Genomic DNA, 25,809 nt, shown 5'->3' on the forward strand with positions numbered 1-25,809 from the left:
TCTAGCGCACTTATAACCTGCCAATAAGTCAATTTTCGTCAGCACTAAGCCCTACTAAGATGCTCCGGTATTTTTCTATCCGGAGTTTGCTTGCATGACATCCCTGACGGTCACGGCGCCGATCGCTGCGGCCGGCCCGGCGAAGGCGGCCACGCCTGCGGTGTTCGGAGCGCGGATCATCATCGGTCTGGTCGGCGTGCTACTGGCCGTGCTGGTCTCGGGCCTCAACGAGATGGTGACCAAAGTCGCCCTCGCCGACATCCGTGGCGCACTGGGCATTGGCTACGACGAGGGCACATGGCTGGTGGCCTGTTACGCGGCGGCTTCGGTGGCGGCCATGGCTTTTGCGCCATGGTGTTCGGTGACGTTTTCGCTGCGCCGCTTCACGCTCTGCGCGATCAGCCTGTTCACCCTGCTTGGCGTGCTCTGTCCATTCGCACCGGACTACGAAAGCCTGCTGCTGATGCGCACCCTGCAAGGCCTGGCCGGCGGCGCGTTGCCGCCGATGCTGATGACCGTGGCCCTGCGCTTTCTGCCGGCCAATTTTAAACTCTATGGCCTGGCCGGTTACGCGCTCACCGCGACGTTCGGCCCTGGCCTCGGCACACCGCTGGCCGGGTTGTGGAGTGAGTACGTCGGCTGGCAATGGACGTTTTGGCAAATCGTGGTGCCGTGCCTGATCGCCATGGCGATGGTGGCTTACGGCATTCCACAGGATCCGCTGCGCCTTGAGCGCCTCAAGACATTCAACTGGGTCGGCCTGCTGCTCGGTTTTCCAGCGATCTGCATGTTGGTGATCGGCTTGTTGCAGGGCAATCGGCTGGACTGGTTCGAGTCGAAGCTGATCTGCGGCTTGCTCGGCGCCGGCACGCTGCTGCTGGTGGCGTTTCTGATCAATGAGTGGTCGCAGCCGATTCCGTTTTTCAAGTTGCAGATGCTCGGCATCCGTAACCTGTCGTTTGCCTTGATGACCCTCGCGGGTGTGTTGGTGGTGTTGCAGGCGGTGGTGTTGATCCCGTCAAGTTATCTGGCGCAAGTGCAGGGTTATCGCCCGGTGCAGACTGCGCCGATCATGCTGATCGCGGCGTTGCCGCAATTGATCGCGCTGCCGCTGGTGGCGGCGCTGTGCAACCTGCGATGGGTCGATTGTCGCTGGGTGCTCGGGATCGGCTTGAGCATGCTGGTGATGTCCTGTCTGGGCGGGTCGCAGCTGACCTCGGAATGGATTCGCGACAATTTCTACGTCCTGCAATGGCTGCAGATTTTTGGCCAGCCGATGTCGGTGCTGCCCTTGCTGATGCTCTCGACCGGCAGCATCCAGCCGATGGACGGGCCGTTCGCCTCGGCGTGGTTCAACACCGTGAAAGGCCTGGCGGCAGTGGTCGCGACCGGGGTGATCGAGGCGCTGACCACGTCGCGGCTGCATTTCCACTCGACGATGCTGATCGACAACCTCGGCAACTCACCTCTGGCGGATCGCAGCGATCCAGGCCTTGCCCATCGCCTGCACGAACAGGCGGTGGTGCTGACTTCTTCCGATCTCTACCTGTGCATGGTTGGCGTCGCAGTGGCGTTGATCCTGCTGATTTTCTGGCTGCCGACGCGGATCTTTCCGCCCCGCGCGCCGACCTGATGGCTGTACTGAAACAGAAGGTTTTATGACGACTCAAGCAAAGCAAAAACTCGCGGTCGCCGTGGCGGTTGCATTGGCTGTCGGTGTGCTGCTGTATCTGGCCGTACCGGGCCTGTTTGGCAAACGTACTCAGCAAAACACCAACGATGCCTTCGTCTCCGCCGACTACACCCTTGTGGTGCCGCGTGTGGCCGGATTCATCAAGGAAGTGCTGGTGGAGGATAACCAGCAAGTGAAGGCCGGGCAGTTGCTGGCGCTGATCGATGATCGGGATCTGCGCGCCGCCGCTGAAGCCGCCGACGCGCAAACCCTGGTCGCGCGTGCGCAGTTGCAGAACGCCAAAGCGACGCTGGAGCGCCAGACTTCGGTGATCGCGCAGGCGCAGGCGTCGGTGGTGTCGGCTAAGGCCGAAATGGCCTTCGCCCAGCAGGAATTGAACCGCTACAACCACCTCGCCGGCGTCGGTGCGGGCACCGTGCAGAACGCGCAACAGGCGCGCACCCGGATCGATCAGGCGTCTGCGCGACTGGACACGTCTACGGCGAAACTGGCGGCGGAGCGCAAGCAGGTTGAGATATTGACGGCGCAGCGCGATGCCGCCGAAGGCACTTTGAAACACGCCCAGGCGGCGCTGGAAATCGCCAGTTTCGAACTCTCTTACACGCGCATCACCGCACCGCAGGACGGCATGGTCGGCGAGCGTGCCGTGCGGGTCGGCGCGTATGTGACGCCGGGCAGCAAACTGCTGGCGGTGGTGCCATTGCAGCAGGCCTATGTGGTGGCCAATTTTCAGGAAACCCAACTGACGGACGTGCAGCCGGGGCAGCAAGTGCAGGTTCGCGTGGACAGCCTCGGTAGCGAAGCCCTGAACGGGCGGGTCGAGAGTATCGCCCCGGCCACGGGTGTGACCTTTGCTTCAGTGAAGCCGGACAACGCCACAGGTAACTTCACCAAGGTGGTTCAGCGGATTCCGGTGAAGATTGTGCTGGCGCCGGGTCAGCCACTGGCCGAGCGTCTGCGGGTGGGGATGTCGGTGGAAGCGAGTATCGATACCCGCAGCTCGGCGACGTCGGTGCGTGAGGTGACTCAGCGATGAAAGATGTTGAATCGGCTGACGCCTTCGCGAGCAAGCCCGCTCCCACAGGGGCAATGCATTCCAAAATGTGGGAGCGAGCTTGCTCGCGAAGAGGCCAATGGCAGCGACTCACTCTGGGTGCCTTGCTCGCAGTAAGTCTCACCGCATGCTCAGTAGGCCCGGACTTCCAGAAACCCGAAGCTAAGCAAATCGCCGACTGGGCAAAACCCGAAAAGTCAGCCCCCAGCCAGGCCGTCAGCGAACCCCTCAACGAGCGCTGGTGGGAAGTCTTCAATGATCCGCAACTCTCGGCGCTGACCCAACGCGCCGTGCGCAGCAACCTCGACCTGCAACTGGCCAGCAGCCGCTTGCAGCAAAGTCGCGCCGCGCGCCAGGTCATCACGGCTGATCGCTATCCGAGCACTGCGGCCACCGGCAGCTACGGGCGCAAACGCAATAGCGGCGAAGGCCTGAGCGATCCGTCCGGTCACAACGGTGACTCGGCTTTCAATCTGTGGGATACGGGGTTCTCCGCTTCCTGGGAACTGGATTTCTGGGGCCGTGTGCGCCGCGAAACCGAAGCCGCCGACGCCAACCTCGAAGTCGCCGAAAATGACCGTCGTGGAGTGCTGCTGGCGGTGCTTGCCGACACTGCGCAGAACTACGTTCAACTGCGCGGCGTACAGAACACCCGCGCCGTCACCGAGCAGAACCTCGAGGTGGCTCGGCACAGCCTGAAACTCTCGCAATTGCGTCTGAACGACGGCGTGGCGACCGATCTCGACGTCGCCGAAGCCGCCGCGCAAGTTGCGGCCATCGAGTCGCGCTTGCCTGCGCTGGAGCAACGCCAATCGCAGCTGATCAACGCGATCAGCCTGTTGATGGGCGAACCGCCGCAAGCGCTTACGAAAGAGTTATCCACAGACGCGTCGGTGCCGCAGTCGCCGCTGCAAGTCGCCATCGGCCTGCCGTCGCAACTGGCCGAGCGGCGTCCGGACATTCGTCAGGCCGAAGCGCGTCTGCATGCCGCCACCGCCAATATCGGCGTGGCCAAGGGGGATTTCTATCCACGCATCACCCTGTCCGGCAACCTCGGCTCGCAAGCCATGCAACTCAGCGATTTCGGTTCGTGGGGCTCGCGTGCCTTCGGCATCGGTCCGCAATTCAGCTTGCCGCTGTTCGACGGCGGACGCCTGCGCGGCATGCTGCAACTGCGCGAAGCCCAGCAGCAGGAAGCAGCGATTGCCTATCAGCAAACCGTGCTGCGTGCCTGGCACGAAATCGACGATCAACTGACCGCCTACAACGCCAGTCAACGCCGTCGTGACAGCCTCGCCGAAGCCGTACGCCAGAACCAGATCGCCCTGCGCACCGCGCAACAGCAATACGTCGAAGGCGTGGTCGACTTCGTCAACGTCCTCACCGTGCAAGGCGCGTTGCTGGCCACGCAGGAACAGTGGGTGGAAAGCTCGACCGGGGTTTCGCTGGCGATGGTGGGTTTGTACAAGGCGTTGGGCGGGGGCTGGGAGTCGGTGTATCCGGTGGGGGAGATGGCGCAGCGTTGACGCTCGCGCGGAAAACAAAAAAGCAGGTTGTGCAGCGTTTTGGCTGCTCAACCTGCAAAGTTTTCGATTTTGATTTGCCCATCAGGAAAGGTAGCGATGATTTCAAGCTCGCCGCCCATCGCGCGGATGTAATTGCGCAACGTGCTGATGTACATATCAGTGCGTCGCTCCATCTTCGAGATCGCCGCCTGATTGATGTGCAAGGTCTCGGCAAGTGTCGCCTGACTCAAAGCCTTGGCCTGTCGCAGTTCGTTCAGCGGCATTTCCTTGATGTGTTGTTGGTAGATCGAATCGGCATGTGCCCGGGCTTCGGGTGTCATACGCGCTTCGAGTTCGGCAAATTTCTTAGCCATCTTTGTAACCCTCTTTGCGCAATGTATCGAGGTGCGGGAACGAGAACATGAAGGTTAAGAAATATTCCTTCAAGGTTATATCTTCTATAGGTTGGCCTTGATCGTTACACAAAATTTCGCCAGCCCCTCGGATGAGTGATGGCCTTTCGCTTGACGCTAACTTCCGCTGTCGTAGACTCCGCACATCCGTCAGGGAGTAGCGGTTATGCGGCGTTTTCGTGGTTGGGTTCTCGGATTGACCTTAATAACGTGTGCAGTTCAGGCGCAAATGCCCGGGCCAGACGATCCGCTGCTGGATAGCCCGGCGTCCGCTGCGGCCGCCGCGAGCAGTGAAGCGCGGGGTGTGTTGCGCGCTCGGGATCAGGCGACGCTGGCCAGTGAGTTGTCGGGGCGGATTGTCGAATTGCCGTTCAGCGAGGGCGAGTCGTTCAAGAAGGGCGATACCCTGGCGCGATTCGATTGCTCGGCCTATCAAGCTCAGCTCAATGCGGCGCAGGCGGCCAGTCGTGGCGCAGGTGAAGAGCTGGCGCACAACAAGCAACTGGCGGCACTCAATTCCGTCGGGCGTTTCGAAGTGGCGCGGGCCGAGGCCAAAGTCAGCGAGACCCAGGCGCAATCCCAGGTTTATCAGGTGCAGGTCAAACGTTGCAGCGTGGTTGCGCCGTTCGACGGGCAAGTGGTCGAGCGCAAGGTGCAGCGCTATGAAAGCGTGCCGGCCGGCGCGCCGCTGCTCGATGTCGTCGACAACCGCACCCTGGAAATTCATTTGCTGGTGCCGTCGCGCTGGATGGCCCGGCTCAAGCCCGGCCAGACCTTCAGCTTCGTTCCCGATGAGACCGGCCAGCCGATCGACGCCACTGTAAAACGCCTCGGCGCGCGGATCGACGAGGGCAGTCAGACGCTGTTGCTGGTCGCAACACTGCCCGAAGCCAAAGGTTTGCTGGCGGGCATGAGTGGCACCGCACGTTTCCCGGAGCTTAAGTGAACGCCCCGGTAAGTGGTGGCGCCGAGCAGGTGTTCGCACGGTTTCTTGACCTTGAACGCCAGACCCGCGCGGCCCGTGACGCCTCGCAACTGGCCTACAGCCTGGTCAACGATGGCCAGTCGCTGTTCGGTTTTCGCCATGCGGCATTGTTGATTGCCGGCAAGGTGCAAGCGGTGACGGGCGTCAGTGCAGTCGAACCGAACGCGCCGTTTGTGGCATTCGTCGAGCAAGCCGTGGCGCAGTTGTTCAAGCAGGATGTACTCAAACAGGCCCGGGTGATTACTCCAGAGCTGGTCAGCGACTCGATTCAGGCGGACTGGCGCAGCTTGTCCGCTGCGCAGGTGTTCTGGCTGCCGCTGATTGATCGCGAAGGTCAGGTGTTCGGCGGTTTATGGCTGGCCCGCGATGTGCCGTGGAACCCTTCCGAACAAGTCTTGCTCTCGCAACTCGGCGATACCTACAGCCACGCGTGGCTGTCGCTGCAGCCGCGCAAACCGTGGCGGTTGCGCTGGACGCGTAAACGCCAGGTGGCGCTGGTCGCGGTGCTGTTGCTCGGACTGCTGATTCCGGTGCGCCAGTCAGTTCTGGCGCCGGCTGAAGTGGTGCCCTTGGGCGGGCGCGTGGTGGCGGCGCCGCTGGATGGGGTGATCGCCGAATTTCTGGTCAAACCCAACACGCCGGTGAAAACCGGCGACGTCCTGGTGCGTTTCGAAAGCACCACGCTGAAGGCGCAGGCCGACGTCGCCGAGCGGGCACTGGGGGTGGCCGAAGCTGAACTGAAATCCAATTCCCAACGCTCGTTTGCCGATGCCGAATCGAGTGCCAAAGTCGATTTGCTCGCCGCCCGCGCCGAGCAGAAACGCGCCGAACGTGATTACGCCCGTGAGTTGCTCAATCGCAGCGAAGTGCGCGCCGAACGGGACGGTATCGCGGTGTTTGCCGATGCCGAGCGCTTGACCGGCAAACCGGTGCAGACCGGCGAACGCTTGATGGAAATTGCCGACCCGAACCAGGCTGAATTGCGCATCGAACTGGCCGTGGGCGATGCGATTTCGCTGGAACCAGGGGCCGACATTGCGCTGTTTCTCGACAGCGATCCGTTGAAGCGTCATCTTGCCTCGCTGGAGCGCTCGGCCTACGAGGCGCAACCGACGGCCGGTGGGCAACTGGCGTACCGCCTGGACGCGAAATTCGCCGACGTCCCACCGCGTATCGGTCTGCGCGGCACCGCTAAAATCTTTGGCGACCGTGCGCCGCTGGCGCTCTACCTGCTGCGTCGGCCTCTGGCCGGTCTGCGCCAGAGCGTAGGCCTGTAAATGCACCTGCCGAGCCTGCGTGCCGACCTGCAATTGTCGCCCGCGGCGCCGGCATTGGACGGTTCGCCGCGCTGGACCCTCGCCGACCCGGTGCGCGGACGTTATTTCAAACTGGGCGCGGCAGCGATGCGCCTGTTGCGCCACTGGTCGTTGGGTGAGGCCGAGCAAGTCTTGCGCGCCGCCAATCGCGAACCGGGCCTGCCGCTGGACGGCAGCGAGCTTGAGCAGTTGCTGGCGTTTCTGCGCGGTCACGATCTGATCAGTGCGCTCGACGATCAACAGCGCGCCAGCTATCAACTCAAGGCCTTGGCGCAGAAACAAAGCCTGTGGCAGATCCTCCTGCATCAATACCTGTTTTTCCGCATTCCGCTGTGGCGCCCGGACGCGTTTCTCAATCGTGCCTGGCCATGGCTGCAGCGCTTTGGCCCGAAGCTTTTGCGTTACGGCTTGCCGGCTACGCTTGGCCTGGGCCTGTTTTTGGTCTCGCGGGACTGGCAGCGTTTTGTCGGCACGTTTCCGCACCTGTTCAGCCTCGGTGGGGCGCTGGCGTTCGGTGTGGCGCTGTTCTTTGCCAAGCTGTGTCACGAGTTCGGCCATGCATTCATGGCCAAACGCGCGGGTTGCCGGGTGCAAAGCATGGGCGTGGCATTCATGGTGCTGCTGCCGATGTTCTACACCGATGTCAGCGATGCGTGGCGAGTCAATGATCGCCGTGCGCGACTGCTGATCGGGGCGGGCGGTGTGCTCGCGGAGTTGCTGTTGGCGTGTATCGCGCTGCTGGCCTGGTCGCTGCTGCCCGATGGCCCGGGGCGTACGGCGGCGTTCATGCTCGCCAGTGCGACGTGGATCACCACGCTGGTGGTCAATCTCAACCCGTTCATGCGCTTTGACGGTTATTTTCTGATCAGTGACTGGTGGGAAGTCGACAACCTTCAGGGCCGGGCTTTCGCCTTGTGCCGCTGGCGCTTGCGTGAGTTTTTGTTCGGCTACGGCGCGCCTGCGCCGGAGCCTTGGTCGCCGAAGATGCAACGGCGTTTGCTGATCTGGGGGTACGGCTCGTGGCTGTGGCGTGCGGCGTTGTTTTTCGGGATCGCGCTGGCGGTCTATCACCTGTTCTTCAAGGTGTTGGGGATCTTCCTGATGCTGGTGGAACTGGTGTGGTTCATTTTTCTGCCGATCATGCGTGAGTGGCGCCAGTGGTGGGCGCGCCGTGAACAGGCGCATGGGCCGCGGGTGCTACTGAGCAGTCTGGCGGTACTCGGTTTGTTGCTGGCCTTGATCGTGCCGTGGCGCAGCGCTGTTGAGCTGCCGACGATGCTTGAAGCCGGGCGTGCCAGTGCCTTGCATGCGCCGGTGGCGGCGCGGGTCAAAGCGCTGAAGGTAACGGACGGGCAGACAGTGGCTCAGGGCGATGTGCTGATCGAACTGGAGTCGCCGGATCTTGATTCGCGGCAGGCCATCGTCCGTCGCGAGATCCAGATTCAACAGTTGCTGATGCGCCGTCAGGCTGGCCGCAGCGAAACCGCCGCCGATGCCGGCATCATCGAGCAGCGCCTCGCCGAGGCGGTCGCCGAATTCCGTGGGCTCACCGCTCAGCGCGAACGCTTGCTGCTGCGCGCGCCGCACGCCGGTACGGTGCGCGATCTGCTGCCGAACCTGAGCGTCGGCCGCTGGCTGTCGAGCAAGGATGCCTTGGCGCGGGTGGTCGAGGACGGCGCGCGGTTGCGCGGTTATCTGGCCGAGGCCGAGCTGTGGCGGGTCAAGTCCGGCGCGACCGGGCGGTTCATCGCCGATGATCCGATGCACGCGGCACTGACCGTGCAGCTGGACGAAATCGATACCAACGGTGTGGCTTATGTCGATCAGGAGGCGTTGACGTCTGATCACCACGGGCCGATTGCCGTGCGCCGCGATCAGCAGCAACGGCCCGAACCGGTGCAGGCGCAATACGGCGTGCGTTTGACTACGCTGGATCAGGCATCGACCCCAGTGCAGCCGTTGCGCGGTGTGGTGGTGTTGCAGGGCAGCGGCGAGTCGGTGCTCGGCGTGGCCTGGCGCCGGTTGGCGGCGCTGGGGGTCAGGGAAAGCGGTTTCTAGGGAGCATGAACATGGCGGACAACACAGCGGTGGCGGCAGACGGCCTGGTGGTGCGGCCCTCGCGCGCCACCGACGGGCCGTTTTTGCAAAGTCTCTACCAGTCGGCACGTCCGGATCTGCAATGGATCGACGGCGAGCAGGAAGTGGTGCAGCAAGTGATCGCCCAGCAATTTCAGGTACAGGAGCAGGGCGTGGGTGAAAACCATCCCAATGCCATGCACTACGTCGTGGAAAAACTCGGCACGGCCATCGGCGCACTGAGTACCGACTTCGGCCCCAACGAAATCCGCGTGTTGTACATCGCTTTTATCCCTCAGGCGCGAGGCAAGGGCTACGGTCGCGCGGTGTTGCAAGGCGTGCAAAAAGCCGCGCAACAGGTTCGCTGCCCGGTGGCGACGGTGGTCTGGGCCAATAATCCCCATGCGCGCCAGCATTACCTGGCGCTGGGGTTTGCGGTGCAAGAGAGCAATCCGGCGGCGGAACGCATGGTGTGGTATCCGCAGGGTTGAGTCAGATAATCGAATTGATGTCGAAGGTGTGCGGCGCGCCGATTTTGTGGCCGTAGAGTGTCGCCAACAACGGATCATCCTCCGCGGCATCCGGCGCCATGGCCAGTTGATGTGCGGCGAGGTTTTCCGGGTGGGCCTGCCAGCGCGGCAGGCTTTCGGCCAGACCTTCCGGTTGTTCTGCAAGTACGCCATACACGTCCTGAGCGGTGATGCGCCGGTGGCGGAGGATGGCCAGCCGCTCCCGCGTCACGCGGACTTTTTCGACTTCCCGATTAAGCGCCTCAAGGGTGTTGGCCTGGCTGCGAACGTAGCTGTCCGGGCGCCCGGGCAAACTGTTGCGTCGGGTGCGCAGTTGATCGGTGATGCGCTCGAGGGCGGACTCCACCACGGCGAACTCCCGCTCGGTGACCAGCGAACGCCGAGTCTCCAGCGCCTCCTGCCAACGCCGCAATGCCGCCCAGCACGCCGGAATATACGCACCGGTCATCGAGTGGTGCCCGGCGTCGAAAATCTGCTTGAGCAACGTCGGTCGATCCGGCAGACCGTGGCGCTGCCGGATTGCCACATCGCACGCAGCATGCTGGGTGATGGTGTCGCAACCCGGCTCCCACAGGATCGACGACATCTGCTGGCGCCCGAATTCCACCGGCATGGCGTGCCGCAGGCTGCCGTGATGGTCATAGGCTTCCCCGGTCCAGTTGGTGATGCCGGCGACGAACACCGACAGCCCTACCGGCACATTGACGAACGTCAGCGCCGCCCCGGCGCCGTAGAGGTCGGCCTTGGTGTTCATCCAGCTCCCGGGCACGCTGGGCACCGGGTCGTTGTGGTTGACCATGCGGTGATGCACGAGATCGGCTGCGCCCCTGACGAAATCCGCGTCCCCGGCGCGGGGGGCGCCGTAGGTGTAGAGCTGGATGTTGTAGCCCTCGGGTCGGCGGCGGAGCATTTCGGACAGCAGCAACGTGATAGCGCCGCCGAGGCTGTGGCCGCAGATCAGGAGGGTTTGGCCGGTGTAGAACTTTTCGAGGTATTTGACGGCAAAGTCATAGGCTTTCTGCGCCGCTTCATAGAACCCCCGGTGCACTTGACCGGCGCCTTCCTCGAACGGCACTTGAAGGGCATCGGCATCACGCAGACCATCGACGATTATCTCGGCGGTGCCGCGCACGGCAATCAGGATCAGTTCGTCATTGTGGGTGATGAAGGCTTGGGTGTCGGTGCTGTCCCCTCTTCCGACATCGTCGAGGAAGTGGACGCCGGCCGGATGTTCCGGATCATGTTCTGGTGTATGTCTGTTAATTGCATAGAGGCTCGGATCAAACGGGATGATTTCCAGCCTTCTGGAGTAAGGAACATCTTCATAGAGTGGGTAAAAAGCGTTGGTCTGAGCACTGTCGACTTTCCACAGTTCCTCTCCTTTGGGCAGTGCATCGCCGAACCAATTGCCGACGCTGGGCTGTAGTGGAAACTTCACGGCTCTGGTTTCGTCGGAGGGGATTTCGGGATCCTGGCCGAAAGGGCAGTAACTCAGGGTCGTCATCAAGGCGAGTTGGTACAGATTGAGTGCACAGAACTCCGGAGCTGTGGATAACATCGGTCGCAGTGCGCGTAGCGGGCGCACCTCCAGAACCGTATGACGTTGTGGCATCAGGGCAACGCCATGTTTTCCATGTTCGCGCATGATGGCTGCACACCCGGAGTCGAGGGGATAACTGCGATACACCTCGGGTGGCAGGTGCGAGGCATGTCTGACCAGATGACGGACTTCGACTTGAAAGTAATCCGCACCGTTAGCGATTTCGGGTCTTTCGCGTGTGCGAGTGGTATCTAGATTCAGGTAGCGGGTTTTCTCGGCTCGTACCTGAAGTTCTGTAATTGGTAGGGGGTAGTGAGTTCTTGTCTGCAGATCCTTATAGAGCTTCTCTACTCCTTCAAAATTCTGGCTAAACAACAGAGCAATCGGCCCGGCAAAATGGTTCTCTACTTTTCCGATGCCAGCGGCATCCAGACGTCCCGTGTATCTCATCCCTTCTGAATCCGTTGCGAAATAGGCGAGGCCAGCATACGGCGCTCCTGAACTTGACTCATCGACCAACTGAAAACTGGTCCATCTTCCGCTCTCCGGGCAGGACAACTTGCGGCTACCTAGTGGAGATTGAAGTTCTTCCTCAAGTGATGACATGTTGAGCTCTCCTTTATTCGGTGCAGGTGGGGTAAATGCTGCAGATGCGGCCATCAGGCATTTTGAATGTGCTGAAGTCGGTGTAATTGCCGTTGCAATAGGCATGCGGATCGTCATATCCATGACCCAGGCATCGCTTCCAGCCATTCGGTACTTTCACCCACGTATCCCCCCATCCGGGTTTCTCTTGCTCTGCCAGAGTGATCTTCATCCTCACGGTTTTACCCAGTAGTTGATCCGGGCTAAAAGCCCCGAAGGTCTTACCGTAAGCACGCGCTCCCGAGGCATCGACTGTTCTGCAATCAAGGATTTTTCTGAGAATTCGTGGTTTGCCCGAGGTGCGGAACCACCACTCACACTGACCGTGGAAGGTGCTTTCACCGGCTTCGTTGAATACACCTTTGAACTGCTCCTCCAGATCATCACGGATGAAAACCATGGCTTCGTCACCACTGAAATCGCCCCGTGTTTTGCCGTAGCTCGAATTAATCTCCAGCTCGATTCGCCTCACGACCAACGGACACCCCTTAACCGTCTTGCGAATCGTGATTTCGGCATCCGGTTTGTAGTCCGTGCGCCACTTGCTGTTGAACACCGGGGCAAGGTTGTCGCGTCTGTCGAGGGTGCAGGTCTGGCCCTTCTCGGGGGCGTAGTAAACTGCTGCGACGTAGGCAAATCCTGGCGGCAAATCGGCTGTGAATTTGAACGTGTTGGGCGGTGCGGTCTTACAGCCTCCCAGTGCCGCAAAGCAGCCGATCAAACCGATGCTTCTGAGCGGAATCTTCATGAAGGCACCTCCGTGTTCCGGCTCTTCGAAAACAGGTAAACCCGGTCGAAGTGTTCGTCCGGCGTTTCGTCCGGGTGGGGTTGCCAGTGGGGCGCCAGGTCCGGGGTGTGCAGGCTCTCGATCAGCAGAAACTCAAGCCGCTCCGGCGCCAGCCACCCCCACGTTTCGGCCAGTGCCAGCTGTTCGCGCAGCCAGATGTTCGGATCTTGAGAACACGCGAGTTCGGCGTAGGCCTGCACGTGTTCGGCGAGCAGAAAGCGATGAGCGTTGGCTAGACGAATGTCCATGGCTGGCTCATCTGGCATCGGCAGTTTCAGCCATGGTGGTGCGTCCGGCACGGGGTAGTTGCCCGGCGCCGGGTTGTCGGTCATCTGCCAGTGCGAGCCCTGCCAACAACACACGCTGATCGCCGGGCCGAGATACGCCGGCAATGCTTCGACCGGCAGGTGCGCCAGCGCCCGGCTCAGTACGCGGTTGTCGTGGAAGCGGTACAGCGCCTGATGCGGGCGGTTACCGATGATCAGTCGTTCTTGCCAGTGGCGGGTCCAGGTTTTCAACTCACCCTTGCCCAGACTGGCCAGCCAGCCCCAATGGCTGTCCGGCCTGTCGAGCAGTGCGTCGAGGCGACGGTCGTCGGGTTGGTCGAAGGTGAAGACGAACGGGCCGGTGTCGGCCAGTTCGGCGACAGCGGTTTCGCTGTAGACGCTGGCGTATTGGTCGTAACGACTGCTTTTCAACCAGCGCTGGCGCATGTCGCGCTCATTCTGCGAGTCGAGCACCAGGCACAGAAGACGTTCGGCGCAGTGTTGTTTGATCAGCCAGCGCTGCACGGGGGCGTCGGTCATGCGGCGGCCCCCCGAATCGCGCAGGCACCTGCGCGGCAGGCTTCGCAGATCGGGCAGAAGTCTGCCCCCAGGGTTTTACTGGCAGCCATCAACGCCTGTTGCGAGGGCGCCACCAGTGGCGGCAAAGGCGCCGCTGCCGACAGGTCTTCGATGCCCTCGGGCTGCAACAGTGGGACGCGCAACAAGGGCACGGGCGTGCCGCCGATCAGCAGCTCGCTGCTGCCGAAAAGGCCGCTGTGATCGAGCACGAAATGCTCGCCACCGACCTTCAGGCTGATGCTCTTCGCGGCCTCCAGCACCAGATGATCGCCAGCGCTGAAGCTGACTTGCCCAGCGGCTTCGAGCGTCAGTGATTGACCGATCCGGGTGTGGCTGTCGGCGTTGACGTGCAGATAGTCGCTGGCCTTGAGACGGGTTTTGCGATCACCGGTGAGGGTGTGGTGTTCTTCGCCATGCAGCACGCTGAAGCTGTTGCCCCTGATGGTTTCCCGGCGTTCGTTGCCAACCTCCAGATGACTGTCGTTCTCGACTTTCAGTTGCAGATCGCGCTGGGCGCGCAGGTAGATCAGCTCCTGGCCTGCGCGGTCTTCGATCATCAGCTCGTTGAAACCGCTGTTGTCCGGCGAGCTGCGTGAGCGGAACACGCTGCGGGTCTTGTGCGCCGGCAATTCATAGGGCACCGGGGTGGCGCTGTTGGCCAGGCAACCGCTGATTACCGGTTGGTCGGGATCGCCATGGAGAAAGGTCACCAGCACTTCCATGCCCACTCGCGGAACGATCACGCTGCCGTGGGCGTTACCCGCCCAACTCGTGGCGGTTCGCAGCCAGCAACTGCTCTTGTCGTCTTGCCGGCCGTCGCGATCCCAGAAGAACTGCACCTTGACCCGGCCATAGCGGTCGCAATGAATGTCTTCGCCTGCCGGGCCGGTGACCAAGGCGGTCTGGGTCGAGCCGATGCAGGGTTTGCGGTAGCGCAGCGGCGGGCGGTAGATCGCCTCCCACGGCGTGGCCGTGAAGTGATTGCGATAGCCCTGGATGAACGCGTTCTCAGGATTGGGTGGCGGGTGGCTGCCGGTTTCTTCCAGAACTTGCGGTTGCTTGCCTTCGTGGCGGATTCCGGTCAGCAACCACAGGTCGTTCAATGCCGGATCGGGATGGTCGGCCAGGGACAGAAAATGCCCGGACACCAGCATCGGTTCATCGCTGTCGCCTTCACCCAGGCAGTCATCGGCGCGGTGACGCTCCAGGGCCCGCCGGGCCAGGCGCTTGCCGTGTTCGCGGCCGAGGTAGCGTCCCGGATACTCGTAGACCTCAAGATCGGGCTGCAGGTGTTGACCGGATTGCAGGGCATCCGCTTCCAGCGCTATCCGTGCCTTTTGAAAATCGTAGGCGCGACTGGAGGCATGGTTGGGCCGGGTGTCGAGACGGAAATCGAAGCGCTGGATCACCGGCCTGTCGGCGACCATCGTGTTGTGCGGCTTATAAAGGGTTGGGCGAGGGAGCCTGGGAAATAGGGTCTGATCGTCTCCGAACACCAGCAGATGCCTGTCGCGGCTGTGCCGGAAGTGATAGTGCAAGCCATCTTCCTCGCACAGGCGCTGGATGAAGTGCAGGTCGGATTCGTTGTACTGCACGCAGTATTCGCGATCCGGCAGCGGCTGGCCGAGCTGGAACAGGTAGAGGTCTGCGTGGATGCCATGCTCCTTGAGTATCTCGGCGATGATTCCCGGAACGCTCAGGTGCTGGAAAATCCGTTGATTGACGCGAAGCCGCAGGTTGGCCAGCCGAGGGGCGAGGGTCAGGCTGTAGCGCGTCAACCGCTTGCCGATGTCACCCCGGGCAATGTGCTGGATCTGTCCGTGGATGCCGTGGCCCTGTTCATCGAAAGCCAGATAGGCCTGTTGGTGCATCAGGCCTGGAAGAACGGCATCCGGCCTTGTGCTGACCAGTTCGATCTCGAAGGAAAAGGGTTCGCTGATGGCTTCACTTCCGGTGAAGGACAGCACCTGAAAATCGTGTTTAAAGTCGTCGGTCGTAAGGCTAAAGCGTTCGCTGGCATTGAACATCCGTTGTTCCTTGTCCTGTGACAGATTCGGAACAACGCTATCAAGGTGACCTGCGAAATGATGTCGGACGTTTCCTGAAAAAATGGGTTGAAATGCCCGGATTACAAGGGTGCTGTCTTATTCCTACAGATTTTTCCTACACGGTTCTGCACATAGGCTGTGAGGGTCTGATGGCGCATCAATTGAAGGAAATACAGAAATAACCCAACTGCGGATCCCGGCCCATTGCCGGCACTCGCGAGACGAAGATGTCCTCCACCCGGCCAAGCTCCGGCAGTTCCAGTGCGCACAGGCCGTCGACGAACTCGGTCGGCACCAGGCTGTTGAATTCGAGGCAGAAGGGCATGCGTTCGCTGAAACGGGTTTTCGCGGCGGGCACCTCATCGAGGTGTTCGATCTTGATCGGCAGTGCATGGCCGTCCGGCAGGTGCAGTGTGAGTTGTTGTCCCAGCAGTGCCTGGGCGTGTTGAATCTGAACCGCTTGCAGCATGGTCTGGCTCCAGAGAAGAAACGAAAAGCCCGGAGGCCGGAAGCCCCCGGACGATTGTTCAGTTGCGCGACGGAAAGATTCCGTTCAGGGCAACGCTGAAGTTGACGACCAGAGACGGGTTGACGATGGGCAGCGGCTGACTGCCACCGGTCGAGGAAATGTCCCCGGTGACGGTGGTGGTCACACCTTTGAGAGGCACCGGTGTGGCGCCCTGGGCATCGGAATAGATGTTTGCCGAACCGGGGCCGCCGCTAGAGGCACCGATGTAGGCGTTGGTGGCGGTCGGTACGGTCGCCGGATTGCTCGCCGGTACCGCCAGTTGCAGCGCGGTGTTGGCGGTGAGACCCGTCATGGCGTGGGTGTGGTTGGGCATGTTGGCAATGGTGGCGGTGACGCTTTCGGTGCCATACACCTGACCGATGACACGCGGCGTCAGCCCCAGCCCGTTACCCTGCGCTACAGGCACGCGACCTTGCAGGTTGGGCAGCAGAAAGTTGGTCGTGCCGTTACCGCCGTAGTAGGTGCCCAGCAACGCAAACAACGCGTTGTATTGCGAAATGCTCAGGGTTTGTCCGTTGCACAAGGCCCAGCCATTGGGGGCGAAGTTGAAGGCGAACGGTTGAATCGTACCCATAAAGACTTCCATGGTTCCTCATCCTTCTGTTGTGTGGTCGGCGCCCCGCGCGGTTGCCCTGTTGCCGGGCAGTCGAAACGCGTTGTTGACGCCTTCTCCATGCGCGGGCAGGTCACGCCATGCCGTAGCGTAGACCCGGATCAGCGGACTTGCCGGATGTCGTCGAGACCGCGCATCGTCTTCGTTGCTGGCCTAGAGTGAGCGCTAGGCCGGGGGCCGGTTTTGCACTGCTGACAACAAGGGGAGCCGATGGAAGCGCGTCGTGAAACACCGCTGGGCGATACTCAGGACCCGTTTGCCGCACCGGGTGCGCACCTGCGGCGGTTGCTGCGCTGGGCGCGCCGGCATGGCTTGATTCCGATCCTGTTGCTGGCGACGCTGGTGCGTTTTTATGACCTGACAGCTGCGGCGATCTGGGGTGACGAAGGGTCGAGTCTGTTGCTGGCGAATTATTCGCTGGGCGACATCTGGAACCACGCCGCTTTCGACGTCCACCCGCCGCTGTATTTCATGTTGCTCCATGGCTGGATCGGGCTGTTCGGTGACGGCATCCTGGCGATCCGCAGCCTGAGCGCTCTGGCTGGCATTGCGGCCGTCGGCGTCGGTGTGTGGCTGGTGGATCGCCTGGCCACGCGGCGCGCGGCGATGATTGCCGGAGTGTTGCTGGCGTTGTTGCCGACGGCGGTGCGCTACAGCCAGGAAGTGCGCATGTACTCGCTGCTCGGGTTGCTGCTGCTCGGTGCCACGCTGGCGCTGGTCTACTGGCTGAGAAAGCCGCAGCGCAAGCGTTATCTGGTGCTCTACGCGCTGCTGATGAGCGCGGCGCTCTACACCCATTATTTCGCCGTGCTGGCTGCGCTTAGCCACTGGCTGTACCTGGGCCTGATCCGCCTGCAACGCGGTTATCGTCTGCGGCATATCCAGCGACCGGACTGGTGGCTGGCCAATGTCGTCATCGTCCTGATTTACCTGCCGTGGCTGCCGAACCTGTTCGGGCTGATGCAGCACATGGATCAGCTCAAGGCCGGGGGCGATGTCGGTTGGGAGGATCCTGTCACCCTCGCATCGTTGCCCTCGATGATCTGGACGTGGCTGATTCAGGAGGACGGCGAGCACCTGCCGTTGCTGGTGTTCGGTGCCGGGCCTTTGGCGATGCTGGCGCTGGCGGGCGTGGCGGTGGCCCGCGATCGCAGCGTCAATCGTGGCAGCGTGCTGTTGGCGCTGTACACCGGCGTGCCGTTGTTGCTGGTGTTTGCGGTGTCGTTTATTTCGCCGGTTTTCATCGAGCGATACCTCACGGCTTACGCGCTGGGCTTGCCGATGCTCGTCGGTCTGGCCATCGACCGCATGTTCAGCCGCGCGCGGCTTGTCGCGATGGCCGCTCTGATGGCCGTGGCCGGGGTGGAAATGGTTGGCGTGAACACCAACGCCACGGTCGATCCCGATGACCAGTTCAACCTGATGGTCAATTACGTCAACCAGCACTTTGTCAGCGGCGACCGGATCGTCACCAGCGACATGCTCTGGTACCTGAGTTACGTCTATTACAACCGCGCCGATACCGAGGTGCGCCTGTACACGCCGCCCGCCGCCGATGGCCGTTCGACGCGACCGAACGAATACGGTTTCGGCACCTTGGTCGATAGTGCGGTGTATCTCGATCATCTCGCCGATCTGCCCAAGACCAGTGAGCGGGTCTGGCTGATCGGTGCCCTCGATGAGCCGGACGAGTTCGCGCCGTTGCCTGCCGGGTGGCAGCGCACCAGCGATGTCCATGCCGGCGGCGCCTATGCGCGTCTGTATGTGCGCTCAGGGGCCGGGAAACCGGGGGGATGAGTGCTTAAACGATTCATCTTCGAGCTCATGCGGCGAACTGTCTTTTCGAGCCAGATTTGCTCCGATTTGATATCAAAACACCACTAGTCGAAGGCATTTCCTTGAGCTACGCTTTGTCGGACAAAAGGACTTCCGATTACGGTGAAGGGATTGCAGCAGTTCCACTTTATCTCCGGCTTGCCGCGCTCAGGTTCCACCCTGCTTTCTGCAATCCTTTTGCAGAACCCGCGTTTTCATGCCGGGATGACCAGCCCGGTGGGCTCGCTGTTTTCCGGAATCCTCGAACAATGCAGCGCCGGCAGCGAATTCGGCGCGGTCATCGACACCCCGATGCGCCGTCGTCTGTTGCGCGGGGTTTTCGACTCCTTCTATGCCGACAAGGCCGACAAACCGGTGGTGTTCGACACCAACCGCCAGTGGAGCGCCCGACTGCCGGCGATCAACGACCTGTTTCCCAGGGCCAAGGTCATTGCCTGTGTGCGCAACGTCGCCTGGGTGATGGACAGCCTCGAGCGGCTGTACCGCGCCAATCCTTATGAAAACACCAAGCTGTTCGGCGATGCCGTCGAGCGCAACACCGTCTACAGCCGCTGCGAAACCCTCGCCCAGCGCAATCGCCTGGTCGGTTTTGCCTGGGCGGCGCTCAAGGAAGCCTATTACGGCGAACACGCCGATTCGCTGCTGATCATCGACTATGACTTGCTGACCCAGGCCCCGGAGCGGGTGCTGCGGCTGGTCTACGAGTTTATTGGCGAGCCATGGTTCGAACACGATTTCGAACACCTCGCCTATGACGCCCCGGAATTCGATCAAGCCCTCGGCGTGGCCGGTCTGCACAAGGTCAAACCGAAGGTGGCCCTGCAATCGCGGCGCACCATCCTGCCGCCGGACTTGTTCAAGCAATACGCCGATTTGTCCTTCTGGCTCGATGGCTCAGCCAGCGCCGCCAATGTCATTCGTATGAAGTCCGACGCCGCGATCAGTTGATCGCGGCGTTTTTCATTGATGCATCAACAACTGTGTTCGAGTCCGGGTGAGCAACATGTGGTGGAGCAAGAAACAAGCGCAGGGAACCGCAGGCCAACGCACGCTGGCGACGCCGATGATCATGCCGCTGGAACCGCGCATGCTGTTCGACGGCGCTGTCGCCGCCACCGTGGCCGACACCGCAGCCCAGGCCGACAGCCACCCCACGGCGGACGCGGCCAAGACGCCAACCGCCGATCACCCGTCGGTCAGCAAGGATACCCACGGTCAGGCCGACGCCACCCCTGCCGCCAGCCCGGTTGCGGTGCCGGGCCAGAGCGTGGTGTTTGTCGATTCGCGGGTCAAGGACGCCGACAGCCTGCTCAAAGGGGTCGCGCCTGGCACACAAGTGGTCAAGCTTGACGCGAGCAAGGACGGCTTGCAGCAGATTGCCGATTATCTGGATCAGCATCAGGGCGTCAGTTCGGTGCAGATCATCGCTCACGGCAATGCCGGAGACCTGTGGCTGGGCGACAGTTATCTCTCGGCCGACAACGTCGCGCAACGCAGTGCGATCCTCGCCGAAATCGGCAAGGACATGAATGCCGGCGGCGACATCCTGATCTACGGCTGCTACACCGCCGAGGGTCAGCGCGGTTTGAGTTTCGTCGATTCGCTGGCGCAACTGACCGGCCGCGATGTGGCAGCGTCGAACAACCGCACCGGCGTCGGTGGCGACTGGGATCTGGAAATCGCCACCGGCACCATCGAAAGCGCCAATGTGCTGTCGACCCAGGCGATGAGTGAATACCAGTGGGGCCTGGCCACCTGGACCGCCACCAACAATGCCAATACCGGGGTCGGCTCGCTGCGCGCCGCGCTGGCCTCGGCGCAGAACGGCGACATCGTGACCTTCAGCAGCGGCATGACGGTGCAGCTCACCTCGGAATTGCTGATCAACAAGAACATCACCGTCGATGGCGACTTGAACAACGATGGCGTCGCCGACGTCACCCTCGACGGGCAGTACCGAACCCGTGTGGTGGAAATCACCTCCGGCAGCACGGTGACGCTGGATGGTCTGGTGATCACTCGCGGCCTGGTTTCCGGCAACGGCGGCAATGGCGGTTACGGGGCGACCGGCGCCCTGGGCGGCGGGATTTTCAACGCCGGCATTCTCACGCTGAATAACGTTTCGGTCACCGGTAACGCGGCGGCCGGTGGTGGCGGCGGTGGGGGTGTCACGGGCGCCAACTACGGCGGCGGTGGTGGCGGTGGCGGTGGCCTCGGTGGTCAGGGTGGCGGTCATGGCGGTACGGCCGGGCCGGGCACCGGTACGCTGGGTGGCCAGGCCGGCAGCGGCGGCGTCGGCGGTTACGGCGGTGGCTACGACGCAACGCACATGGGCGGCCGCGGTGGCTCGAGCACCGGCGGCGCTGGCGGTGTGGGCGTGTCCTATTACAGCAACGGCGGCAATGGCGGTACCGCCAGCAACGGCACGATTTCCATTGGCGGCGGCGGTGGCGGTTCTGGCTGGGACAAGGTCGGCGGCGTCGGCGGCAACGCGGCCGGCGGTATTTACAACGCCTCCACCGGTACCCTGAAAATCGTCGGCACCTCGGTCATCAGCAACAACATCGGCGCGGGCGGCGGCGGTGGTGGTGGCAGTGGTCAGGGCAGCAACAACCTCAACGGCGGCGACGGCGGCCGGGGTGTCGGCGCGATCTGGAACCAAGGCGGCACGGTACTGATCACCGCCGCCAACTTCAGCGCCATCAGCGGCAACGCGGCCGGCAGTGGCTCAGGCGGCGCAGAACTGGGCGGCGGTGTGACGGGCTCTGTACCGCTGGCCTTCGCGGCGATCTACAACAACGGCGGCACACTCAACACCGCCTATGTGGAACCACCGACCGCGACCATCGTGATGTCGGACACGGCCCTGAAAATCGGCGAAACCTCGCTGGTGACCATCACTTTCAGCCGGGCGGTCACCGGGTTTACCAACGCCGACCTGACCATCGCCAACGGCACGCTGACATCGGTCAGCAGCAGCGACGGCGGCCTGACCTGGACCGCGACTTTCACGCCGACCAACAACATTACCGACAGCACCAACCTGATCACCCTCGACAACACTGGTGTCGTTGCGATCAGCGACGGCGTGGCGGGCGTCGGCACCACCAACTCGGTCAATTACGCGATCGATACCGCACGGCCAACCGTGTCCATCGTGATGTCCGATACGGCGCTGAAAATCGGCGATACCTCGCTGGTGACGTTCACCTTCAACGAGGCGATCACCGGGTTCACTAACGCTGATCTGACCATCGCCAACGGCACATTGTCGGCAGTGAGCAGCAGCGACGGTGGCATCACCTGGACCGGAACCTTCACTCCGACCGCCAGCGTCACCGACACCACCAACCTCATTACTCTGGACAACACCGGCATCGCCGACCTGGCCGGCAACGCCGGCAGTGGCACCACCGATTCGGCCAATTATGTGGTCGACACCGTGCGGCCGACCGCGACCATTGTCGTTGCCGATACCAGTCTGGCGGCGGGTGAAACCTCGCTGGTGACCATCACCTTCAGCGAAGCGGTCAGCGGCTTCACCACCGCCGACCTGACGGTGGCCAACGGCCTTTTGAGCGGACTGAGCAGCAGCGACGGCGGCATCACCTGGACTGTCACGCTGACGCCGACCGCCAGCATTACCGACACCACCAACCTCATTACTCTGGATAACACAGGGGTAGTCGATCTGGCCGGCAACGCCGGCAGTGGCACCACCAACTCCAACAACTACGCCATCGACACCGCACGGCCGACCGCGACCATCGTGGTCGCAGACACCGTGCTGAAAATCGGCGAAACCTCGCTGGTGACCATCACCTTCAGCGAAGCGATCACCGGTTTCACCAACGCCGACCTGACGATTGCCAACGGCACGTTGACGGCGGTGAGCAGCAGCGATGGCGGCATCACCTGGACGGCGACGTTCACGCCGACCGCCAGCATCACCGACGCGACCAACCTGATCACCCTGAACAACACCGGCATCGCTGATCTGAACGGCAACGCCGGCAGCGGCACTACCGATTCCAACAACTACGCCATCGATACCGTGCGCCCGACCGCGACCATCGTGGTGGCCGACAACAACCTGCGGATCGGCGAAACCTCGCTGGTGACCATCACCTTCAGCGAAGCGGTGAGCGGTTTCACCAACGCCGACCTGACCATCGCCAACGGCACGTTGAGCGCGGTCAGCAGCAGCGATGGCGGTATCACCTGGACCGCGACGTTCACGCCGAGCGCCAGCATCACCGACGCGACCAACCTGATCACGCTGGACAATACCGGCATCGTCGACCTGTCGGGCAACGCCGGCAGCGGCACTACCGATTCCAACAATTATGCGATCGATACGGTGCGTCCGACCGCGACCATCGTGGTCGCCGACAGCAACCTCACTGCCGGTGAAACCTCGCTGGTGACCATCACCTTCAGTGAAGCGGTCAGCGGTTTCACCAACGCCGATCTGACCATTGCCAACGGCACGCTGACGGCAGTGAGCAGCAGCGACGGCGGCATCACCTGGACGGCAACTTTCACCCCGAACGTGGGCGTCAACGACGCGACCAACCTGATCGCCCTGGCCAATACCGGCATCTCCGACCTGTCGGGCAACGCCGGCAGCGGCACGACCAACTCCAACAACTACACCATCGACACCGTGGTGCCGACCGCGACCATCATCATTGCCGACAACTCGCTGAAAATCGGCGAAACCTCGCTGGTGACCATCACCTTCAGCGAAGCGATCACCGGTTTCACCAACGCTGACCTGACGATTGCCAACGGCACGCTCAGCGCGGTGAGCAGCAGCGACGGCGGCATTACCTGGACGGCCACGTTCACGCCGACCAGCAGCATCACCGACGCCAGCAACCTGATCACGCTGGACAACTCCGGCGTGCAAAACCTGTCAGGCAATGCCGGCAGCGGCACCACCGATTCGAACAATTATTCGATCGACACGGTGCGTCCGACCGCGACCATCGTGGTTGCTGACACAGCGCTCGGCGTCGGCCAGACCTCGCTGGTGACCATCACCTTCAGCGAGGCGGTGACCGGTTTCACCAACGCCGATCTGATCATCGCCAACGGTACGCTGAGTGCAGTAAGCAGCAGTGACGGCGGCATCACCTGGACCGCAACGTTCACCCCGGCGGCAGGCATCACCGACACAACCAACCTGATTACATTGGACAACACCGGCATCTCCGATCTGGCGGGCAACGCCGGCAGCGGCACCACCGACTCCAATAACTATGCGGTCGACAGTCAGCGCCCGACCGCGACCATTGTCATGAGCGACTCCAGCCTGCGTCCTGGTGAAACTTCGCTGGTGACAATCACTTTCAGCGAAGCGGTAACCGGTTTCGACAACTCTGACCTGAGCGTCGCCAACGGCACCCTGAGCAATGTCTCGTCGAGCGACGGCGGCATCACCTGGACGGCCACTTTCACGCCGAACATTGGTGTCACCGACCTCACCAACCTGATCGTCCTGAACAACACCGGCATCACCGACCTGGCCGGCAACACCGGCACCGGCACCACCAGCTCGGCCAACTACCAAGTGCAAACCCAAGTGCCGACCGCCACCATCGTGGTTGCCGACACCTCGCTCAAGGCCGGGGAAACCTCGTTGGTGACCATCACCTTCAACGAAGCGGTCAGCGGTTTCGACAACAGCGATCTGACCATCGCCAACGGCACGTTGAGCAACGTCAGCAGCAGTGACGGCGGTATTACCTGGACGGCGACCTTCACGCCGACGGCCAATATCACTGACGCCACCAACCTGATCACCCTGAACAACGTCGGGGTCGCCAACCTGTCGGGCAACAGCGGCGTCGGTACCACCGATTCCAACAACTTCGCCATCGACACCGCGCTGCCGACCGCGACCATCGTGGTTGCCGACAATCGGCTGGGCATCGGTGAAACCACCACGGTGACCATCACGTTCAGCGAAGCGGTGAGCGGTTTCGATCTGTCGGACATCAGCGTCGCCAACGGTGCGCTGTCGAACCTGACCAGCAGCGACGGCGGCGTCACCTGGACAGCGACCTTTACGCCGACTGCCAACGTCAACGACCCGACCAACCTGATCCTGATCGACACCGCCGGCGTTCAGGATCTGGCCGGAAACCTGGGGGCGAGCATTGCCATCTCCAACAACTACATCCTTGATGCCACCCGGCCGACGGTGGACATCGTCGTCGCCAATCCACATCTGGGCATCGGCCAGACCACCACGGTGACGTTCACCTTCAGCGAGGCGGTGAGCAATTTCGACCTGTCCGACCTGAGCGTGACCAATGGCGACCTGAGCAACCTGAGCAGCAGCGATGGCGGCAAGACCTGGACCGCGACATTCACGCCGACGGCCAATGTCACCGACCCAAGCAACTTCATCGCGCTGGATACCAGCAACGTCACCGACCTTGCGGGCAACGCCGGCAGCACGGTGGCGGTGTCGAACAACTACGCCCTCGACAGCGAACGGCCGACAGCCACGGTCGTCATCGCCAACCCGAACATGGGCGTCGGCCAGACCTCGCTGGTGACCATCACCTTCAACGAGGCAGTCAGCGGTTTTGATCTGTCAGACATCAGCGTCGGCAACGGCACCCTGTCCAACCTGAGCAGCAGCGACGGCGGCAAGACCTGGACCGCAACCCTGACGCCGAACGCCAACGTCAACAGCGCCAACAATGCGATCAGCTTCAATAGCGCCGGCGTCAGCGATCTGTCAGGCAACAGCGGCAGCGGTGTCAGCAGCTCCAACAATTACGCGATCAATACAGTGCCCACCACGCGGATCAATGTCGTGATTCCGGATCCGCTGGTTCGCAGCAGCGATCCAGTCGTGTCGCCACCGCCGCCGAATGTGCCGCTGCAACCGATCATTTTTACCCCGCCATCCGGCGATCTCGGTTCTCCGCTGACCTTCAGCCCATTGTTCGAGCAACGGGTGATCGGCAACGGTATCCGGCCGCTCGGCGACATTTTCATGAATCACGGCGCGCTGAGTCCGAGCTTTATCGCGCAGGTTTTTACCAGCAGCGACAGTGGCGGTGACGGTTCCGGCCATGGCTTCCTCGGTTTCGGTGGCGGCGACGGTGGGGTGTTCGGCAGCAGCACACTGGCGAGCCTGTTCAACCAGAACAGCGCCGCCGAGCGTGATTCGCTGAATGCTTTCGGCAGCCAGTCGCTCAAGGCTGGCGATGTTTCCCAGGGCCTGCGCGGCGTTTTTGGCGCGCCGACGTTGGGGCAACAATTGCAACAGCTCAAAGATACCGAGCAGCACCGGGTGGACAACCTGGCGGCGGCTCTGCAACAGGTCGGCATCAGCGAAATTCCGGCCTGAACAAAACAACTACTCAACACTG

The 25,809-nt window shown here is 62.1% G+C and carries 17 protein-coding genes; 10 read left to right on the forward strand and 7 right to left on the reverse strand.

Annotated features, from left to right (window positions below):
• The first annotated feature begins 94 nt into the window (after positions 1-94).
• The 3 genes from F2P67_RS04510 (at position 95) to F2P67_RS04520 (ending at position 4,273) form a co-directional block, all read left to right on the forward strand.
• Positions 95-1,633 (forward strand): MFS transporter, encoded by a 1,539-nt coding sequence (locus F2P67_RS04510; RefSeq protein WP_166217865.1) that lies wholly within the window; start codon positions 95-97, stop codon positions 1,631-1,633.
• Between the two features lie 25 nt (positions 1,634-1,658).
• Positions 1,659-2,729, forward strand: coding sequence for an HlyD family secretion protein (locus tag F2P67_RS04515; RefSeq protein ID WP_166217867.1), 1,071 nt, complete (start codon positions 1,659-1,661; stop codon positions 2,727-2,729).
• Between the two features lie 65 nt (positions 2,730-2,794).
• A complete protein-coding gene (locus F2P67_RS04520) occupies positions 2,795-4,273 on the forward strand; it encodes an efflux transporter outer membrane subunit (protein ID WP_425511013.1) in 1,479 nt (492 codons plus the stop codon).
• Between the two features lie 47 nt (positions 4,274-4,320).
• Here F2P67_RS04520 and F2P67_RS04525 read toward each other — a convergent pair whose 3' ends face one another.
• On the reverse strand, positions 4,321-4,626 hold the full coding sequence (locus F2P67_RS04525) for an XRE family transcriptional regulator (RefSeq protein WP_166217872.1): 306 nt from the start codon (positions 4,624-4,626) through the stop codon (positions 4,321-4,323).
• Positions 4,627-4,831: 205 nt separating this feature from the next.
• Between F2P67_RS04525 and F2P67_RS04530 the strand changes: the two genes are divergently transcribed.
• The 4 genes from F2P67_RS04530 to F2P67_RS04545 are packed head-to-tail and all read left to right on the forward strand — an operon-like array spanning position 4,832 to position 9,533.
• A complete protein-coding gene (locus F2P67_RS04530) occupies positions 4,832-5,611 on the forward strand; it encodes an efflux RND transporter periplasmic adaptor subunit (RefSeq protein ID WP_166217875.1) in 780 nt (259 codons plus the stop codon).
• Positions 5,608-6,927: an efflux RND transporter periplasmic adaptor subunit gene (locus F2P67_RS04535; RefSeq protein ID WP_166217879.1), complete on the forward strand. Its 1,320-nt coding sequence runs from the start codon at positions 5,608-5,610 to the stop codon at positions 6,925-6,927. Before F2P67_RS04530 ends, F2P67_RS04535 begins: the two co-directional genes overlap by 4 nt.
• Complete coding sequence (locus tag F2P67_RS04540) at positions 6,928-9,024, forward strand: efflux RND transporter periplasmic adaptor subunit (RefSeq protein ID WP_166217882.1); 2,097 nt, start codon at positions 6,928-6,930, stop codon at positions 9,022-9,024.
• An 11-nt stretch (positions 9,025-9,035) separates the two neighbouring features.
• On the forward strand, positions 9,036-9,533 hold the full coding sequence (locus tag F2P67_RS04545; protein WP_166217885.1) for a GNAT family N-acetyltransferase: 498 nt from the start codon (positions 9,036-9,038) through the stop codon (positions 9,531-9,533).
• Position 9,534: 1 nt separating this feature from the next.
• Here F2P67_RS04545 and F2P67_RS04550 read toward each other — a convergent pair whose 3' ends face one another.
• The 6 genes from F2P67_RS04550 to F2P67_RS04575 all read right to left on the reverse strand — a co-directional run bounded on the left by F2P67_RS04550 (position 9,535) and on the right by F2P67_RS04575 (position 16,552).
• The gene (locus tag F2P67_RS04550; RefSeq protein WP_166217888.1) at positions 9,535-11,718 is read right to left on the reverse strand and encodes a lipase family protein; all 2,184 of its coding nucleotides are present in this window, start codon (positions 11,716-11,718) and stop codon (positions 9,535-9,537) included.
• 13 nt (positions 11,719-11,731) lie between these two features.
• Positions 11,732-12,505, reverse strand: coding sequence for a hypothetical protein (locus F2P67_RS04555; RefSeq protein ID WP_166217891.1), 774 nt, complete (start codon positions 12,503-12,505; stop codon positions 11,732-11,734).
• Complete coding sequence (locus tag F2P67_RS04560; protein WP_166217894.1) at positions 12,502-13,350, reverse strand: DUF4123 domain-containing protein; 849 nt, start codon at positions 13,348-13,350, stop codon at positions 12,502-12,504. The genes F2P67_RS04555 and F2P67_RS04560 overlap by 4 nt, the downstream gene beginning before the upstream one ends.
• Positions 13,347-15,416 carry a type VI secretion system Vgr family protein gene (locus F2P67_RS04565; protein WP_166217897.1) on the reverse strand — a complete coding sequence of 690 codons (2,070 nt, stop codon included), beginning with the start codon at positions 15,414-15,416 and terminating at the stop codon, positions 13,347-13,349. The genes F2P67_RS04560 and F2P67_RS04565 overlap by 4 nt, the downstream gene beginning before the upstream one ends.
• 178 nt (positions 15,417-15,594) lie before the next feature.
• Entirely contained in the window at positions 15,595-15,906 is a 312-nt protein-coding gene (locus F2P67_RS04570; protein WP_166217899.1) for a DUF6916 family protein, read from the reverse strand.
• Between the two features lie 58 nt (positions 15,907-15,964).
• Positions 15,965-16,552: a phage tail protein gene (locus F2P67_RS04575; RefSeq protein ID WP_166217902.1), complete on the reverse strand. Its 588-nt coding sequence runs from the start codon at positions 16,550-16,552 to the stop codon at positions 15,965-15,967.
• Positions 16,553-16,789: 237 nt separating this feature from the next.
• On the opposite strand from F2P67_RS04575, the gene F2P67_RS04580 reads away from it, so the two are divergent.
• The 3 genes from F2P67_RS04580 to F2P67_RS04590 all read left to right on the forward strand — a co-directional run bounded on the left by F2P67_RS04580 (position 16,790) and on the right by F2P67_RS04590 (position 25,787).
• Positions 16,790-18,376, forward strand: coding sequence for a glycosyltransferase family 39 protein (locus F2P67_RS04580; protein WP_166217904.1), 1,587 nt, complete (start codon positions 16,790-16,792; stop codon positions 18,374-18,376).
• Positions 18,377-18,517: 141 nt separating this feature from the next.
• Positions 18,518-19,363: a sulfotransferase gene (locus tag F2P67_RS04585; protein ID WP_166217907.1), complete on the forward strand. Its 846-nt coding sequence runs from the start codon at positions 18,518-18,520 to the stop codon at positions 19,361-19,363.
• Positions 19,364-19,418: 55 nt separating this feature from the next.
• Positions 19,419-25,787 carry an Ig-like domain-containing protein gene (locus tag F2P67_RS04590; protein ID WP_166217909.1) on the forward strand — a complete coding sequence of 2,123 codons (6,369 nt, stop codon included), beginning with the start codon at positions 19,419-19,421 and terminating at the stop codon, positions 25,785-25,787.
• The last annotated feature ends 22 nt before the right edge of the window (positions 25,788-25,809 follow it).

The organism is Pseudomonas atagonensis (assembly GCF_011369485.1).
GTDB lineage: Bacteria > Pseudomonadota > Gammaproteobacteria > Pseudomonadales > Pseudomonadaceae > Aquipseudomonas > Aquipseudomonas atagonensis.